The sequence below is a fragment of the Cupriavidus gilardii genome (genome assembly GCF_008801915.1).
GTDB lineage: Bacteria > Pseudomonadota > Gammaproteobacteria > Burkholderiales > Burkholderiaceae > Cupriavidus > Cupriavidus gilardii.
This window is the reverse complement of sequence record NZ_VZOV01000037.1, coordinates 1-12446: the sequence shown is the minus strand read 5'-3', so window position 1 is coordinate 12446 and position 12446 is coordinate 1. Positions and strand designations below refer to the sequence as shown.

The following is a 12446-nucleotide window of genomic DNA, read 5'->3' as shown; positions in this document are numbered from 1 at the left end:
AGGCAGACATGAACAAGGCTCGCATGACCACGCTGGCCACGCTTGCCGGCGTCGCCAGCGTTGGTGCGGCACTGCTGCTGGCCGCGCGCTCGCGCGAACCCGTGCGCAACCCGCACGTGCCCGAGCCGGACAAGGATGTGGAACTTGACCCTTACCTGGGGCGCTGGTACGAGATGGCGCGCTACGACAACCACTTCGAGCAAGGCGCCGACGCGGTCACCGCGGAGTACAGCCTGCGCCCGGATGGATTGCTCGACATCGTCAATCGCGCCGGCCGCGACGCCACCGGCAAGCCCCGCATCTCGCGCGGCAAGGCGCGCGTCGTGCCGGACAGCCGCAACGCCAAGTTCAAGGTGTCGTTCTTCGGACCGTTCTATGTCGGCGACTACTGGATCCTGGATCACGCCGAGGACTACAGCTGGTCGATCGTCGGCGAGCCGTCAGGCCGCTATCTGTGGATCCTGACGCGGGCGCGCGACCCGGAGCCGGCGCTGCGCTCGCAATTGCTGCATCGGGTCGCCGAGCTCGGCTACGACGTCGACGCGCTGCGCATGACCGAACACGCCACGCTGCAGGAAGCGCCGGCGCCCGCCGCGCCGGCCTGAGGCGGCCGGGACGCCGGCTGCGCGCCGCCATGGATCGCGGAGCCGGCGTCCGTGGCTCAGTGCCAGCGGCCGTGATCCCGCCAGCGCGCCTCGCGGTAGCCGTCGTGGCGATGCCAGCCGCGCGCATAGCCATACGGCGGGCCGTAGCGGACCGGCGCGGGAGCGACGACCACCGGACGGGGCGCCACCACCACCGGCGCCGGCGCATAGGCGACCGGAGCGGGCGCATAGACGGGCGCGGGGGCATAGACCGGAGCCGGCCGGTAGACCGGTGCCGGCGCCACGACCACGCCGGGCACGCCGACGCCGATATGGATATCCACCCCGGCATGCGCCGCGGCGCTGGCTGCAAGCATGGCACCGCCCACGGCGGCCATTGCGAGAATCCGTTTCATGGCTGTCCCCCTGAGGAACCGTTGAACATGGGCGTACTGTATGCGGCGGCGCCGTAATATTGGCCTCGGGAAGTGTTGCATTTGTGACGCTGTATTACGTGCCCGGGCCTCCGCCGCCGCGTCGATGGGCCGGCCCACTTTTGCGGAATCGGCAAGAAAGCCGAAAACCGGTCGGCAAATTGCCGGCGAGGCGAGAACAAACCGGCCCTTCGCATCGTCAAACGGCTATCCCCGTCACAGGAGAACATCGATGAAGACTCCGACTCTTGCATCCGAATCGTCCTGCCTTGGCCATTCCGGCCGCTCCGATCCTCCCCGTCAACCGCACCGCCCCGCCGGTCCTCTGGTCCGCTTCGGTGCAGCCGCGCTCGGCGCGCTGGCCTTCGGCGTCCCGGCCCTCGCGGCGGACCTGACGCCGCAGACGGCCGGCCCCTTCACCTATGTCTGCGGCGGCGTCGCGGAAGACGAACAGCAAGCGATGCGCGCCGAGGCCCGCAACTACGACATGGGCCTGCTGATGACCGAAGGCCCGCGCGGCGAATACCTGTCCGACGTCGATATCACGCTGTCGCGCGGCGGCAAGCAGGTCGCCAACTTCCGCTCGACCGGACCGCGCTGCCTGATCAAGGGGCCGAAGGGCACCTACCAGGTCACTGCGGACTATCAGGGCAAATCGAAGCGCACCACGCTGAGCGCCGGCCAGCGCAACAAGCAGCTGCGCTGGTAAATCCGATCCCATGACCCTTGTTGTCGATCGGCGGCCTGCGGGCCGCCGATACATTTGCGCGCTCGAATCCCCGGGTCTCAGCGCAGATACCCCGCCCCGCGAAACCACTCGACCGCATCGCGCAGCCCTTCCCGGTATGGACGCGGCCGGTAGTCCAGTTCGCGGCGGGCCTTGTCCGAGCTGAAGTACATGCGGTAGCGCGACATCGCCAGCCCGTCGACCGTCAGCAGGGGCTCGGTGCCGCGCCGCCGCGCGATGGCCTCCGACAGATGCGCGAACGGGATCAGCGGCCAGCGCGGCAGCGGCACCAGCGGGCCGCGGCGGCCGGTCAGCTCGGCGATATCGCGCAGCATCTGCCGCAGCGGCACGTCCTCGCCGCCGAGGATATAGCGCTCGCCGATGCGTCCGCGTTCGAGCGCGAGCCAATGCCCCTGCGCGACGTCGTCGACATGCGCGAGATTGAGCCCGGTATCGACGAAGGCCGGAATGCGCCCGCTGGCCGCTTCGACGATCACGCGGCCGGTGGGCGTCGGGCGGATGTCGCGCGGCCCGATCGGTGTCGACGGATTGACGATCACGGCCGGCAAGCCGGCGGCGATCTCGCGTTCGACCGCGCGCTCGGCCAGCACCTTGCTGCGCTTGTACGCCCCGATCGCCTGCTGCGGCGACAGCGTGGCGGTCTCGGTGACCGGCGCGGTCGCGCCCTGCACGCGCAGCGTGGCGACGCTGCTGGTATAGACGACCTTCTCGACGCCGCAGCGCCGGGCCGCTGCCATCATCGTCTCGGCGCCGACCACATTGGTGCGGACGATGGCCTCGGGCTCGGGCGCCCACAGCCGATAGTCCGCCGCCACGTGGAACAGATAGCGGACCCCGCGCATCGCAAGCTCGACCGACTTCGGGTCGCACATGTCGCCCTCGACGATGCGCACCGGCAAGCCGTCGAGATTGCCGCGCGGGCTGCCGGCGCGGACCAGCACGCGCACGCGCCAGCCGCGCGCGATTCCTTGCCGCGCGACCGCCGAGCCGAGAAAACCCGATGCCCCGGTGACCAGAACGTCGTCGTCGATGCCTTCCATCGGGCTCTCCATCGGGCTCTCCATGGTGCTGTCCATCGTCTCGTCGAACTCGCCGGCCGCGCCGGGCCGGCCGGGCAAAGGCGGTGACGCGGGTATATAGTAACCACCGTGCGCCGGGAAGCGCTTCCCGGACACCGGACAAGGCGGCTGCCTCAAGGCGGTTTGCCGACAACGCTGCGTCGATGGCGCTGCATCGATGGCTCTGTGCCGATGCCGCCGTGTCGAGGGTGTATTGCCAGGGGGAAGGTCTCCATGCGGGTGATTCTGGCTCAGCCGCGCGGCTTCTGCGCGGGCGTGGTAAGGGCGATCGAGATCGTCGATCGCGCGCTGGTCAAGCACGGCGCGCCGGTCTACGTGCGGCACGAGATCGTCCACAACCGCCATGTGGTCGACACCCTGCGCGGCAAGGGCGCGCGTTTCGTCGAGGAGCTCGACGAGGTCCCCGCCGACGCCGTGACGATCTTCAGCGCGCACGGCGTCGCGCGCAGCGTCGAGGAAGAAGCCAGGTCGCGCCAGTTGCATGCGATCGACGCCACCTGCCCGCTGGTCATCAAGGTCCATAACCAGGGCCGGCAGTACGCGGCCAGCGGCCGCATCGTGATCCTGATCGGCCATGCCGGCCATCCCGAGGTGGTCGGCACCATGGGCCAGATTCCCGGCCGCGTGATCCTGGTACAGAACGAGGCCGAGGTGGCACAGCTGGACCTGGCCGCCGATACCCCGCTTGCCTATGTCACGCAGACCACGCTGAGCGTCGACGATACGCGCGGCATCATCGCGGCACTGGAACGGCGCTTCCGCGATCTGGTCGGACCCGATACGCGCGACATCTGCTATGCCACGCAGAATCGCCAGAGCGCGGTGCGCGAACTGGCCACGCAGGTCGACGTGCTGCTGGTGATCGGCGCGCCCAACAGTTCGAATTCCAACCGCCTGCGCGAGATCGGCAGCGAGAGCGGCGTGCCGTCCTATCTGATCGCGGACGGCAGCGAGCTCGACCCGGCCTGGGTGCGCGATGCCGCGGTGGTCGGCATCACCGCCGGAGCGTCGGCGCCGGAAGCGATGGTCGAGGACGTGCTGGCCGCGCTGCGGCGTCTGGGTCCGGTCGAGGTCAGCACCATGAACGGCCGCGAGGAAAACGCGCAATTCCGGCTGCCCGCCGAACTGGCCGGCGTCACGATGGCCTGAAACCGCCGGGCGCAGCGCGATCCCGCCCAGGCATCCATCCACCCACATCGAAGGAGGAAGCGCGCCTTGGCCATCCCCCTGCTCCAGGTCGCCCGCGTGGGCGCCTATGTGGTCCGCCAGCGGCTGGCCGGCCGCCGGCGCTATCCGCTGGCGCTGATGCTCGAGCCGCTGTTCCGTTGCAACCTGGCCTGCGCCGGCTGCGGCAAGATCGACTATCCAGAGCCCATCCTGAACCAGCGCCTGTCGCTCGACGAATGCCTGGCGGCGGTCGACGAATGCGGGGCGCCGGTAGTGTCGATCGCCGGCGGCGAGCCGCTGCTGCACAAGGAGATGCCGGCCATCGTCGAAGGCATCGTCGCGCGCCGCAAGTTCGTCTACCTGTGCACCAACGCGCTGCTGATGGAGAAGAAGCTCGACGCCTACCGGCCCAGCCCCTACTTCGTCTGGTCCGTGCATCTGGACGGCGATGCCGGGATGCACGATCGCGCGGTCTGCCAGCCCGGCGTCTACGAGCGCGCGGTCGCCGCGATCCGCGCCGCCAAGCAGCGCGGCTTTCGGGTCAACATCAACTGCACGCTGTTCAACGACGCCGATGCCGAGCGCGTGGCCCGCTTCTTCGATTCGGTCAAGGCGATGGGCGTGGACGGCATCACGGTCTCTCCGGGCTACGCCTACGAGCGCGCGCCGGACCAGCAGCACTTCCTGCATCGCGGCAGGACGCGGCAGCTGTTCCGCGACATCCTCGCGCGCGGCCGGCGCGGCCGCCAATGGGCCTTCAGCCAGTCGACGCTGTTCCTCGATTTCCTCGCCGGCAACCAGACCTACCGCTGCACGCCGTGGGGCAATCCCGCGCGCACCGTGTTCGGCTGGCAGCGTCCTTGCTATCTGCTGGGCGAAGGCTATGCGGCGACGTTCCGCGAGCTGATGGAGGACACCGACTGGGATGCCTATGGCACCGGCAACTACGAGAAATGCGCCAACTGCATGGTGCACAGCGGTTACGAGGCCACCGCGGTCGCCGATACCATCGCGCATCCGCTGAAGGCAATGCGCGTGGCGCTGCGCGGCGTGCGTACCGACGGGCCGATGGCGCCCGATATTCCGCTGGACGGCCAGCGCCCGGCCCAGTACGTGTTCTCGCGCCATGTCGAGATCAAGCTCGAGCAGATCCGGCGCGGCGCCGCGGATCCCAACCATGCCGGCCAGGCCGCCGGCGCGCCGAAGCCGGAACGCCGGGCCACCGCCCTGCATTGAACGCGCATGGACTGGGCGAGACTGGCCGGCGCCATCCTGACCGTGCTGGCATCGGGCTATGCGGCAGCGGCCTGGTGGGCCAGCCGCCGTCCGTTGCCAACGCCAGCGGTGGACAGCGACGATGGCCTCGCGCCGGTGACGGTGCTCAAGCCGCTGTGCGGCGACGAGCCGCGCCTGTACCGCAATCTCGCCAGCTTCTGCCGGCAGCGCCATCCGTGCTTCCAGCTGGTGTTCGGCGTATCCGAGCCCGACGATGCCGCGCTGCTCGCGGTCGAGCGATTGCGGCGGGCGTTCCCCGGCTGCGATATCGCCGTGGCGGTCGGCGCGCAGCGGCTCGTGCCGGCGCTGTCGAACGTCGCCCCCGTCAATCCGAAGGTCGCCAACCTGATCGCGATGCTGCCGCTGGCACGCCACGAACGGCTGGTGATCGCGGACAGCGATATCGCGGTGCGCGCCGACTATCTGCGGCGCGTCACCGCGCCGCTGGCCGATCCGCGCGTCGGCATCGTGACCTGCCTGTATCGCGGCCGGCCGCTGCGTGGCGCATGGGCGCGGCTCGGTGCCCAGTTCATCGACGAGTGGTTCGTCCCCGCGGTCCGCGTCGCGCAGGCGGGCGGCAGCCAGCGCTTTGGCTTCGGCGCGACCATCGCGCTGCGGCGCGAGGCGCTGCTGCGGATCGGCGGCTTCGCGGCCGTGGCCGACCGGCTCGCCGATGATTACTGGCTCGGCGAGCTGACCCGCCGGCAAGGGCTGCGCACCGTGCTGTCCGATGTCGAGGTCCGCACCGATATCGCGGAAACCACGCCGCGCGCGCTGTGGTCTCACGAACTGCGCTGGCTGCGGACGCTGCGCGCGCTCGATCCCGCCGGTTTCGCGCTGGTCTTCCTGACCTTTACCTGGCCAATGCTGGCGTTCGGGCTGCTGCTGGCGTCCTCGCGCGCGCTCGCGCTCGTGGCCGCGCTCGGAGCGCTGGCCCGGTCGCTGCGTTGCCGCGACGCGGGCGCGGCGCTGCGCGCGCCCTTGCGCGATACGCTGCTGCTGCTCGAATGGACGGTGGCAATGGCGGGCCGCCAGGTGCGCTGGCGCGGCACGCGCCTTGCCATCGAATGGACGCGCGATGGGATGGCGAGCGCCGCAGCTCGCGCAGACAGGCCACGCCCGCACGATCGCGTCGATAGGCAGTCCCCTTCCGTCTCCCGGAGGACCCGATGAAGACCCTGTTCCTGCAAGCGCCCTCCTTCGATGGCTTCGATGGCGGTGCCGGGTCGCGCTATCAGGCCAGGCGCGAGATCCGTTCGTTCTGGTATCCGACCTGGCTGGCGCAACCGGCCGCACTGGTGCCGGGCAGCCGCCTGCTCGATGCGCCGGCCGACGGCCTGAGCCTCGAACAGACGCTGGCCATCGCCAGCGAATACGAACTGGTGATCGTGCATACCAGCACGCCGTCGTTCCCGGCCGACGTGCGTTTCGCGCAGGCGCTGAAGGCGCGCTATCCGACGATCCGGCTCGGCATGGTCGGCGCCAAGGCCGCGGTGGACCCCGGCGGCACGCTGGCCGCCAGCGAGGCGATCGACTTCGTCTGCCGCGAGGAATTCGACTACACCTGCCGCGACGTGGCCGCCGGCATGCCGTTGCCGCGGATCGCCGGACTGAGCTACCGCGCGGCCGATGGCGCGATCGAACACAACCCGCCGCGCCCGATGATCGAGAACATGGACGAACTGCCGTTCGTCTCGCCGGTCTACCGGCGCGACCTGAACCTGCGCAACTACTTCATCGGCTATCTGCTGCACCCCTATGTCTCGATCTACACCGGCCGCGGCTGCCGCTCGCGCTGCACGTTCTGCCTGTGGCCGCAGACGGTCGGCGGACACCGCTACCGCGTGCGCTCGCCGGAGAACGTGCTGGCCGAAGTCGAATGGATCCGCCGCAATATGCCGGAGGTGCGCGAGATCATGTTCGACGACGACACCTTCACCGACTTCAGGCCGCGCGTGGAGGAGATCGCGCGCGGGCTCGGCAAGCTGGGCGTGACATGGTCGTGCAATGCCAAGGCCAACGTGCCGTACAGCACGTTGAAGATCATGAAGGACAACGGCCTGCGGCTGCTGCTGGTCGGCTACGAGTCGGGCGACGACCAGATCCTGCTGAACATCAGGAAGGGCCTGCGCACCGATATCGCGCGGCGCTTCACCGAGGACTGCCGCAGGCTCGGCATCACGATCCACGGCACCTTCATCCTCGGCCTGCCCGGCGAGACGCGCGAGACCATCGAGAAGACGATCGCCTTCGCGCAGGAAATCAATCCGCATACGATCCAGGTCTCGCTCGCCGCGCCCTACCCCGGCACCGCGCTGTACCGGCAGGCGCGCGACAACGGCTGGCTCGCCGACGACAAGGTGATCCCGCTGGTCAACGACCGCGGCGTGCAGCTGGCGGCGATCAGCTATCCGCATCTGTCGCGCGACGAGATCTATCACGGCGTCGAGACCTTCTACCGCCGCTTCTATTTCCGCCCGTCCAAGATCTGGGAGATCACCCGCGAAATGATGGGCAGCTGGGAAATGACGCGCCGGCGGCTGCGCGAGGGCGTCGAGTTCTTCCGCTTCCTGCATACCCACGAGGCCTGATCCTGCCCAGCCCGACCACGACCACGACCACGACCGCAGCGACCGCAGCGACCGCAGCGACCGCCACGGCGACGCGCCGGACGCGGCCACGCGCGCTGATCGTGACCGCCGACGACTTCGGGCTGCACCCGGCCGTCAACGAGGCCGTCGAGCTGGCGCATCGGCACGGCGTGCTCGACGCCGCCAGCCTGATGGTCGGCGCACCGGCCGCGGCCGATGCGGTCGCGCCCGCGCACCGGCTGCCGACGCTGCGCGTCGGCCTGCATCTGGTGCTGGCCGACGGACCGTCGGTATTGCCGCCGGCCGCGATCCCCGACCTGGTCGACGCCGCCGGTCGCTTCGGCAGCGCAATGGCGCGCGACGGGCTGCGCTTCGTGCTGTCCGATTCGGTGCGCCGCCAGCTGGCCGCGGAAATCCGCGCGCAGTTCGCCGCCTTCGCCGCGACCGGCCTGGCGCTCGATCACGTCAACACGCACAAGCATTTCCACCTGCATCCGACCGTGCTGTCGCTGATCCTGGCCATCGGCCGCGGCTACGGCCTGCGCGCGATGCGTCTGCCGCGCGAAGCGGGCGCGCCATGGTGGCTGCGCCCGTGGCTCGCGCTGCTGCGCCGGCGTCTCGATGCCGCCGGCATCGCGCACAACGACTACGTGATCGGCATCGCCCGCAGCGGCGCGATGGACGAACAGGCGGTGCTGGCCGCCCTGCGCGCGCTGCCGCCCGGCGTCGGCGAACTTTATCTGCATCCGGCCACCGAATCGGGCGAACGGATCGCCCCGTCGATGCGCGGCTATCGCCATGCGGACGAGCTGGCGGCGCTGCTGTCGCCGCGTGTGCGCACCGCGCTGGAGCGGGCGGCGCCGCGGCGCGGCGGCTTCGCCGACCAGCTGGCGGTGCGCATCGGCGACGGCGGGCCCTGTTCCTCGCCGGGGTGGCCGCGATGAAGCGGCTCGGACTGCTGGCGGGTCTGATCGGACTGATCGCGCTGGGCGCATTGATCGTGCACCAGGGCGTGGGCCAGATCGCCGCCACCGTCGCGCGCGCCGGCTGGCCGCTGCTGTGGCTGCTGCCGGTGCACGGCGTCGCGATCGCCCTCGATGCGCGCGCCTGGCGGGGCTTACTGCGCGCCGCCGCGCCGATGGCCCGTCCCGGCATGCTGTTCCTGTGGTGGGTGGCCAGCGTGCGCGAGGCGGTCAACCGGCTGCTGCCGACGGCCAATGTCGGCGGCGAGCTGGCCGGCATCCGGCTGGGCAGGCTGCAGGTCGGCGACACCAGCGCGGTCACCGCCAGCGTGGTCGTCGAAGTGATGGTCACGCTGTTCTCGCAGTACCTGTACTGCGTGATCGGCGTGCTGCTGCTGATCGCCGCGATTCCCGGCGGCCATCAGGAACAGCGCGCGCTGACGATCGGCGGCGGGCTGCTGCTGTCGCTGCCGCTGCCGATCGCGTTTGCGCTGGCGCTGCGGCATGGCGCGCTGTTCGCACGGCTCGAGCGGCTGGCCCGGCGCCTGCTCGGCGAGGAACACCGGATGGTCGATGCGATCGCCGGCGCCGACCTGGGCGCGGGCCTGGACCAGCGCATCCGCGCGCTGTTGGGACGGCTGCGCACGCCGGTTACCGCGGCGGTCTGGCAACTGCTCGGGCTGACCGCCGGCACCGTCGAGACCTGGCTCGCGCTGCGGCTGCTGGGCCATCCCGTCTCGTTCGGCGAGGCGCTGGCGATCGAGTCGCTGACGATGGCCGCGCGCAACATGGCCTTCTTCGTGCCGGGCGGACTCGGCGTGCAGGAGGCGGTGGTGATGCTGCTCGGACAGCTGCTCGGCATCGACGCGCAGACCGCGCTGTCGCTGGCGCTGGTGCGGCGCGCGCGCGAGGTGCTGTACGGCGTGCCGGCGCTGCTGTCGTGGCAGTGGTTCGAGGTGCGCCGCTGGCGCGACCGCCACGGCAAGCCCGACGCGGGCGCGCGGGGCCGCCCGCGATGAGGCGCCGCGCTTCAGCGGCTGCCGGCCTGGCGCGCGTTGTGGTCGGACAGGTAGCGGATCAGTCCGTCGATGCCGTCGCGCTCGACGATGTCGGCGAACTGGCGGCGATAGACCTCGATCAGCCACGCGCCCATCATGTTGATGTCGTAGATCTTCCAGCCGTCGGCGCCGCGCCGCAGCCGATAGTCGATCTGGTTGTCGTCGCCGGCGGTGATCACGCGGGTGCGCACCACCACGTCGTCGGCGTTGGCGCCGGCCTGGGCCGGCGTATAGCGGAACTGGACGTCCTGGCCGCGCAGCTGCGACAGCGACAGCGCATAGGTGTGGACCAGCAGCGTGCGGAACTGCTCGACCAGTTGCTGCTGCTGCACCGGATTGGCGGTGCGCCAGGCGGGACCGAGCGCCAGCCGCGTGGTGCGCGCGAAATCGGTGTACGGAAGGAACTGGCGCCGCACCACGGCGACGACACGGGCCTGGTCGCCGGCGCCGGCCGCGGGATCGGATCGGACCGCGGAGATCACGCCTTCGACGGCGGCACGGACCTGGCGGTCCGGGGCGGCACGCTCGGCGGCACTGGCGGGCAGGGAACAGACCAGCGCGGGCGCCGCGATGGCCAGCGCGGCAATCGGCGAATGGGAACGGATATGGAACATGGTCGGCAATCCGGCAGCATGGCAAGGCGAGCGATCGAGTATAGCCCCGCCGCGGCGGCCGCTGCAGCGCCGGCTGGCAAGGCCTGGCGGACATGCTGACCGCGGCCGTCACCCGCCTGGTGATGCTGGCGACCGCGCGCGCCTGGCTGACCATCGCGCTGGCGGCCGCGGTCTGCGCCGCCAGCGGCTGGTATGCGGCGCGGCACTTCGCGATCAACACCGATATCGGCCGGCTGCTCGATGTCGACGCGCCATGGGCGCGTTACGACGCCGCGCTGAACCAGGCCTTCCCCGACCGCGACCGGCTGATCCTGGCGGTCGTGCAGGCACCGGTCCCCGAGCTGGCCGAGGCCGCAGCCGATGCGCTGGCGCAGTCCCTGCGCGAACAGCCGTCGCACTTCGAGGCGGTGCGCCAGCCCGGCGGCGGCGCCTTCTTCGCGCGCAACGGCCTGCTGTTTGTCGATACGCCGTCGCTGGCCCGGCTCACGCGCGACCTGACCGATGCGCGGCCCCTGCTGAACGCGTTGGCGCGCGATCCGAGCCTGCGCGGGCTGGCCGACACGCTGTCGGTGACGCTCGGCCTGCCGCTGCAGATGGGCCAGGTCACGCTGGCGCAGATGGCGCCGCTGCTCTCGCGCAGTGCGATGACGCTGGAGCAGGTGCTGGCGGGCCGGCCGGCCGCGCTGTCCTGGCGCACGCTGGCGGACCCCACCCGCGCGGCCGGACCGGCGCTGGCCTTCGTCGCGGTCAGCCCCGTGCTCGATTACGGCGACCTGCAGGCCGGCGCCGACGCGTCGGCCGCGATCCGCGCCAGCGCCGCGCAGCTGCAACTGGCGCAGCGCTACGCGGCCGAGGTGCGGCTGACCGGGCCGCAGGCGCTGGCCGACGACGAGTTCGCCTCGGTGGCCGACGGCGCCGCGCTGAATGGCGCGGTGACGGTGCTGGTGGTGATCCTGATCCTGTGGCTGGCGCTGCGTTCGGCGCGGCTGATCGTCGCCGTGCTGCTGAGCCTGTTCGCGGGCCTGGCCGTCACGGCGGCGCTGGGCCTGGCGATGGTCGGCGCGCTCAACATGATCTCGGTCGCGTTCGCCGTGCTGTTCGTCGGCCTCGGCGTGGACTTCGGCATCCAGTTCGGCGTGCGCTACCGGGCCGAACGCCACGACCGCGACCATATCGCGACGGCGCTGGCCCATACCGCGCAGGCGCTGGCGATCCCGCTGTCGCTGGCGGCGGCGGCCACGGCCGCGGCGTTCTTCGCCTTCCTGCCGACCGACTATCGCGGCGTGGCCGAGCTGGGCCTGATCGCCGGCGTCGGCATGTTCGTCGCGTTCTTCACCACGGTCACGCTGCTGCCGGCGCTGATCCGCGTGCTGCAGCCCGACGGCGAGACGGTCGCCCCGGGCATCCGCTGGCTCGCGCCCGCCGACGAATTCTTCGAGCGCCATCGCAAGCCGGTGCTGTGGGTCACGTGCGGGGTCATCGTGGCCGCCTCGCCGCTGCTGACGCAGCTGCGCTTCGATTTCGATCCGCTGAACCTGAAGGACCCCGCTTCGGAATCGATGGCGACGCTGCGCGCGCTGAAGGACGCGCCGCAGGCCGGCACCGAGGATGTCAGCGTGCTGGCGCCCTCGCTGGAGGCGGCACGCGCGCTGGCAACGCGGCTGTCGGCACGGCCCGAGGTCGCGCGCGTCGCCACGCTCGACAGCTTCGTGCCGCCCGACCAGGACGCGAAGCTTCCCCTGATCGCATCGGCCGCGCGGGCGCTGCTGCCGGCGCTGACGCAGCCGGCCGCGCCGCCGGCCGCCGACGCGCAGCGCGTGGCCGCGTTGCGCCAGACCGCGACCCAGCTCGAGCTGGCTTCGAACGCCCGTTCTGCGCCGGGCACCACGCCAGCGGCCGGCGTGACCGAGGCGCGGCGGCTGGCCCAGGCGCTG

General features: G+C 71.0%; 12 protein-coding genes. 9 read left to right on the top strand and 3 right to left on the bottom strand.

The genetic code is table 11. The features are described 5' to 3' along the window. The first annotated feature begins 8 nt into the window (after positions 1-8). The gene (locus F7Q96_RS24760) at positions 9-605 is read left to right on the top strand and encodes a lipocalin family protein (protein WP_023265134.1); all 597 of its coding nucleotides are present in this window, start codon (positions 9-11) and stop codon (positions 603-605) included. 56 nt (positions 606-661) lie between these two features. Here the strand turns inward: F7Q96_RS24760 and F7Q96_RS27310 are convergent, their stop codons facing one another. Continuing rightward, the gene (locus F7Q96_RS27310; protein WP_232207036.1) at positions 662-1000 is read right to left on the bottom strand and encodes a hypothetical protein; all 339 of its coding nucleotides are present in this window, start codon (positions 998-1000) and stop codon (positions 662-664) included. 250 nt (positions 1001-1250) lie between these two features. Here F7Q96_RS27310 and F7Q96_RS24750 point away from each other — a divergent pair, with 250 nt between their 5' ends. Continuing rightward, the gene (locus F7Q96_RS24750; protein ID WP_226995046.1) at positions 1251-1727 is read left to right on the top strand and encodes a hypothetical protein; all 477 of its coding nucleotides are present in this window, start codon (positions 1251-1253) and stop codon (positions 1725-1727) included. A 77-nt stretch (positions 1728-1804) separates the two neighbouring features. Here the strand turns inward: F7Q96_RS24750 and hpnA are convergent, their stop codons facing one another. Further along, entirely contained in the window at positions 1805-2806 is a 1002-nt protein-coding gene (gene hpnA / locus F7Q96_RS24745; protein WP_170265982.1) for a hopanoid-associated sugar epimerase, read from the bottom strand. Positions 2807-3058: 252 nt separating this feature from the next. Here hpnA and ispH point away from each other — a divergent pair, with 252 nt between their 5' ends. From ispH to F7Q96_RS24715, 6 genes are all read left to right on the top strand, one after another. Further along, positions 3059-3994: a 4-hydroxy-3-methylbut-2-enyl diphosphate reductase gene (gene ispH, locus F7Q96_RS24740; RefSeq protein WP_053823670.1), complete on the top strand. Its 936-nt coding sequence runs from the start codon at positions 3059-3061 to the stop codon at positions 3992-3994. Positions 3995-4060: 66 nt separating this feature from the next. Continuing rightward, positions 4061-5248, top strand: coding sequence for an adenosyl-hopene transferase HpnH (gene hpnH / locus F7Q96_RS24735; RefSeq protein WP_151023467.1), 1188 nt, complete (start codon positions 4061-4063; stop codon positions 5246-5248). Between the two features lie 6 nt (positions 5249-5254). Next, positions 5255-6460, top strand: coding sequence for a bacteriohopanetetrol glucosamine biosynthesis glycosyltransferase HpnI (hpnI, locus tag F7Q96_RS24730; RefSeq protein WP_226995045.1), 1206 nt, complete (start codon positions 5255-5257; stop codon positions 6458-6460). Next, on the top strand, positions 6457-7878 hold the full coding sequence (gene hpnJ / locus F7Q96_RS24725) for a hopanoid biosynthesis associated radical SAM protein HpnJ (RefSeq protein ID WP_053823668.1): 1422 nt from the start codon (positions 6457-6459) through the stop codon (positions 7876-7878). Before hpnI ends, hpnJ begins: the two co-directional genes overlap by 4 nt. Before the next feature lie 101 nt (positions 7879-7979). After that, the gene (gene hpnK / locus F7Q96_RS24720; RefSeq protein ID WP_249041718.1) at positions 7980-8822 is read left to right on the top strand and encodes a hopanoid biosynthesis-associated protein HpnK; all 843 of its coding nucleotides are present in this window, start codon (positions 7980-7982) and stop codon (positions 8820-8822) included. Continuing rightward, the gene (locus F7Q96_RS24715; protein ID WP_151023465.1) at positions 8819-9859 is read left to right on the top strand and encodes a lysylphosphatidylglycerol synthase domain-containing protein; all 1041 of its coding nucleotides are present in this window, start codon (positions 8819-8821) and stop codon (positions 9857-9859) included. Before hpnK ends, F7Q96_RS24715 begins: the two co-directional genes overlap by 4 nt. An 11-nt stretch (positions 9860-9870) precedes the next feature. On the opposite strand, the gene F7Q96_RS24710 is transcribed toward F7Q96_RS24715, so the two are convergent. Continuing rightward, positions 9871-10512 (bottom strand): MlaC/ttg2D family ABC transporter substrate-binding protein, encoded by a 642-nt coding sequence (locus F7Q96_RS24710; RefSeq protein ID WP_053823666.1) that lies wholly within the window; start codon positions 10510-10512, stop codon positions 9871-9873. A 92-nt stretch (positions 10513-10604) separates the two neighbouring features. Here F7Q96_RS24710 and F7Q96_RS24705 point away from each other — a divergent pair. After that, positions 10605-12446 (top strand): MMPL family transporter (locus tag F7Q96_RS24705; RefSeq protein ID WP_151023463.1); only part of this gene is annotated, 1842 nt, incomplete at its 3' end.

What these genes read in the sequence shown, in the direction of transcription:
- F7Q96_RS24760 (WP_023265134.1), top strand. Translation starts at nt 9, where the DNA reads ATGAACAAGGCTCGCATGACCACGCTGGCCACGCTTGCCGGCGTCGCC.
- F7Q96_RS27310 (WP_232207036.1), bottom strand. Translation starts at nt 1,000, where the DNA reads ATGAAACGGATTCTCGCAATGGCCGCCGTGGGCGGTGCCATGCTTGCA.
- F7Q96_RS24750 (WP_226995046.1), top strand. Translation starts at nt 1,251, where the DNA reads ATGAAGACTCCGACTCTTGCATCCGAATCGTCCTGCCTTGGCCATTCC.
- hpnA (WP_170265982.1), bottom strand. Translation starts at nt 2,806, where the DNA reads ATGGAAGGCATCGACGACGACGTTCTGGTCACCGGGGCATCGGGTTTT.
- ispH (WP_053823670.1), top strand. Translation starts at nt 3,059, where the DNA reads ATGCGGGTGATTCTGGCTCAGCCGCGCGGCTTCTGCGCGGGCGTGGTA.
- hpnI (WP_226995045.1), top strand. Translation starts at nt 5,255, where the DNA reads ATGGACTGGGCGAGACTGGCCGGCGCCATCCTGACCGTGCTGGCATCG.
- hpnJ (WP_053823668.1), top strand. Translation starts at nt 6,457, where the DNA reads ATGAAGACCCTGTTCCTGCAAGCGCCCTCCTTCGATGGCTTCGATGGC.
- F7Q96_RS24715 (WP_151023465.1), top strand. Translation starts at nt 8,819, where the DNA reads ATGAAGCGGCTCGGACTGCTGGCGGGTCTGATCGGACTGATCGCGCTG.
- F7Q96_RS24710 (WP_053823666.1), bottom strand. Translation starts at nt 10,512, where the DNA reads ATGTTCCATATCCGTTCCCATTCGCCGATTGCCGCGCTGGCCATCGCG.